This window comes from Brevundimonas sp. (assembly GCF_031082345.1).
Lineage (GTDB): Bacteria > Pseudomonadota > Alphaproteobacteria > Caulobacterales > Caulobacteraceae > Brevundimonas.
The window spans coordinates 1-3,062 of sequence record NZ_JAVHLH010000303.1 but is presented as its reverse complement, the minus strand read 5'-3'; the positions used below and the strand labels follow the sequence as shown (position 1 = coordinate 3,062).

Genomic DNA, 3,062 nt, shown 5'->3' with positions numbered 1-3,062 from the left:
CTCGCCGCTCCATCCGCCGCTGCAGATAGGGGTGCACCATCTTGCCCTGGATCGGCCCGGGACGGACGATCGCCACCTGGACCACCAGATCGTAGAACTCGACCGGTCGCAGGCGCGGCAGCATGCTCATCTGCGCCCGACTCTCGACCTGGAAGACGCCCAGCGAATCCGCCTTGCACAGCATGTCATAGACCCCGCGGCGTTCGGCCGGGACGGCGGCGGTGTCCGGCAGGGGGCGGCCGTAGGTCGTTTCGATCATCCGGAAAGCGCGCTTCATCGCCGTCAGCATGCCCAGCGCCAGCACGTCGACCTTCATCAATTTGAGGAAGTCGATGTCGTCCTTGTCCCATTCGATGAAGGTGCGGTCGGCCATGGCCGCATTGCCGATCGGCACGATCTCCAGCAAGGGCGTCTGGCTGAGCACGAAGCCGCCGACGTGCTGACTCAGATGACGCGGGAATTTGATCAACTCGGCGGTCAGCTCCAGCGCCAGTTGCATCCGCGCGTCGTCGCGGCTCAGCCCGGTGCGATCGACATGGTCGTCCTTCACCTCCGAGCCCCAGGAGCCCCAGACGGTGTCGGCCATGCGGGCGGTGACGTCCTCGGTCAGGCCCAGGGCCTTGCCGACGTCGCGGATCGCCGAGCGCGGGCGGTAGTGGATGATGGTGGCCACGATCCCGGCCCGGTCGCGGCCGTAGCGTTCGTAGACATGCTGCATGACCTGTTCGCGCCGCTCGTGCTCGAAGTCGACGTCGATGTCGGGCGGTTCTGAGCGGTTCGAGGAGATGAACCGTTCGATCAGCACGTCTTGCCGGGCGGGGTCGACATTGGTGATGCCCAGGCAGAAGCAGATCACCGAGTTCGCGGCGGATCCCCGGCCCTGACAGAGGATCGGATCGGGCCGGGAGCGGGCCCAGGCGACGATGTCGTGGACGGTCAGGAAATAGGGAGCGTATTTCAGCTCCCGCACCAGCCGGAGCTCTTTCAGGATGATGGCCCTGATCGACGCCGGCACCCCGCCCGGCCATCGCGACCGGGCCCCTTTCAGCGTCAGCCGGGCCAGCCACCCTTGCGGGGAATAGCCCGCAGGCGTCGGTTCGTCCGGGTACTGATAGCTGAGCTCCCTCAGGCTGAAGGTGCAGGCCCGCGCCACCTCCATGGTCCGGGCCAGGGCCGCCTCGTGGCCGCGGAACATGCGGGCCATCTGGGCCGGGGGCTTCAGATAGCGTTCGGCGTTGGCCTGCAGGCGGCGGCCGGCCGTGTCGATGGTGGTCCCCTCGCGGATGCAGGTCAGGACATCCTGCAGCCGGCGGCGGTCGGGGTGGTGGTAGAGGACGGCGTTGGCGGCGATCATCGGCGCGCCGGTGCGGCGGGCCATGGCCGCCAGCCGGTTGAGGCGGCGGCGGTCGTCGCCGCGCCACAGGGGCGAGGCGGCGAGGTACACCGTGTCGGGCCAGGCGCGGCGCCAGTCCGTCAGCCTGGCCTCGAAGGCCGCGTCGGGACGGGCGGAGGCCGGGACCAGGGCGATCAGGCCGTCGCCGAGGGTGAGCGCCTGGTCGAAGGTCAGGCGGGTCTGGGCCTTGTCGATCCGCTCGCCGGCGGGGTCGGCGCCCGGTTGCGGCACGACCTCGCTCTTGCCCAGCGACAGGAGGCGGCAGAGGCGGCCGTAGGCGGCGCGGTCGCGGGGGAAGACGATCAGCTCGGTCCCGTCGGTGAAGGTCAGGCGCGAGCCGATCACCAGCCGGATGTCGGCCTGTTCGGCGCCCATCAGGGCCCGGACGATGCCGGCGAGGGTGTTGCGGTCGGCCACGCCGACGGCGGCCAAACCAAGCGCCTTCGCCTGCAGCATCAGCTCGGCGGGGTGGGAGGCCCCCTCGAGGAAGCTGAAATTGCTCATGGCCCCGAGCTCGGCGTAGGCGCCGTCCCAGCCGGTCACGCCAGCACCCCGTGCATCCACCAGCTGGGGGTCCGCTCCTGCCCCGCCCGGGCCGGGTCGCCGGTGTAGTCGCGGCCGTAGAGGCCCTCGCGGAAGACCCAGTAGCGGCCCCCCTCGGCGTCCTCGAGGCAGTAGTAGTCGCGGGTGCGGGCCCGGGCGGCGCGCCACCATTCCGGGGCCAGACGTTCGGGACCTTCGGCGCGGATCACCCGGCGCGGGGCGCGGCGCCAGGTGAAACGGGCCGGGGCGCCGTCGGGGAGGTCGAACAGCGGGTCGTGGATCGGCTCGGGCGGATCCAGCAGCAGGATCGGACGGCGGCCCATCTCGCCCGGATCGGCGACGACGCGGCGGCCGAGGGCGGGACGGAGGCCCTCGGCCCGTTCGGGGATCCAGCTGTCCTCGGCCTCCGGCGTCAGCACCCGGTCCTCGCCCAGCCGCGCGGTCAACCGGTCGATCAGGGCGGCGAGGCTCTCGGACTGTTTGACCTCGGCCTCGCTCTCCAGCGCCGCCTGCCGGGCGGCCATCGGCTCGACGACGTCGGCCGTCAGCATCAGGGCGTCGAGGCCGAAGCCCAGCTCGAGCCGGCCCAGCCCGGCCTCGCGGAACAGCCGCATCCAGACGCCCGCGTCCCGCCCCGGCCGACCCATGCGGATCGACAGGGCGGTGGTCCGGCCGTCCGAGCGGAAGCCGGTCAGGGTCAGGGCCCGGGCCCCCTGTCCGTCACGCTCCAGCGGGCCGGCGAGGTCGGCGGCCAGTTCGGGCAGGCGCGCCTCGACCCCCTCCAGATCGCTGACCGGCTCCATCCACGTCTCCCACGCCCGGTAGCGCGGCGGCGGGCGCAGCGGGGTCAGGGCCTCGCCGGCATGGCCGAGGGCCTGATCCAGCCGCTGGACCAGATCGACCCCGCCGTCTTTGCGGAAGCGGCGGGCGAGGCCCGCCCGGGGCATGGGATAGAGGTCGCCGATCCGCTTGAGGCCGAAGCGGCGGGCCTGGGCCAGGGTGCGGTCCTGGATGCGCAGGGCCTCGACCGGCAGGGGGGCGAGCCGGTCGCGGACGTCGTCCTCCGTGGCGATCGGAGCCTCGTCCCCGCCCCAGCGGGCGAGGGCCCAGGCGGCGCCGGGCGTGG

The 3,062-nt window shown here is 72.3% G+C and carries 2 protein-coding genes; both read right to left on the bottom strand.

Going from position 1 to position 3,062, the window contains the following annotated elements; all coding sequences use genetic code 11:
- Nucleotides 1-1,936 (bottom strand): PHP domain-containing protein (locus RDU12_RS14385; protein WP_374990228.1); only part of this gene is annotated, 1,936 nt, incomplete at its 3' end.
- On the bottom strand, nt 1,933-3,062 hold a 1,130-nt coding region (locus RDU12_RS14380), incomplete at its 5' end, for a DNA polymerase Y family protein (protein ID WP_308685315.1). The genes RDU12_RS14385 and RDU12_RS14380, both read right to left, overlap by 4 nt.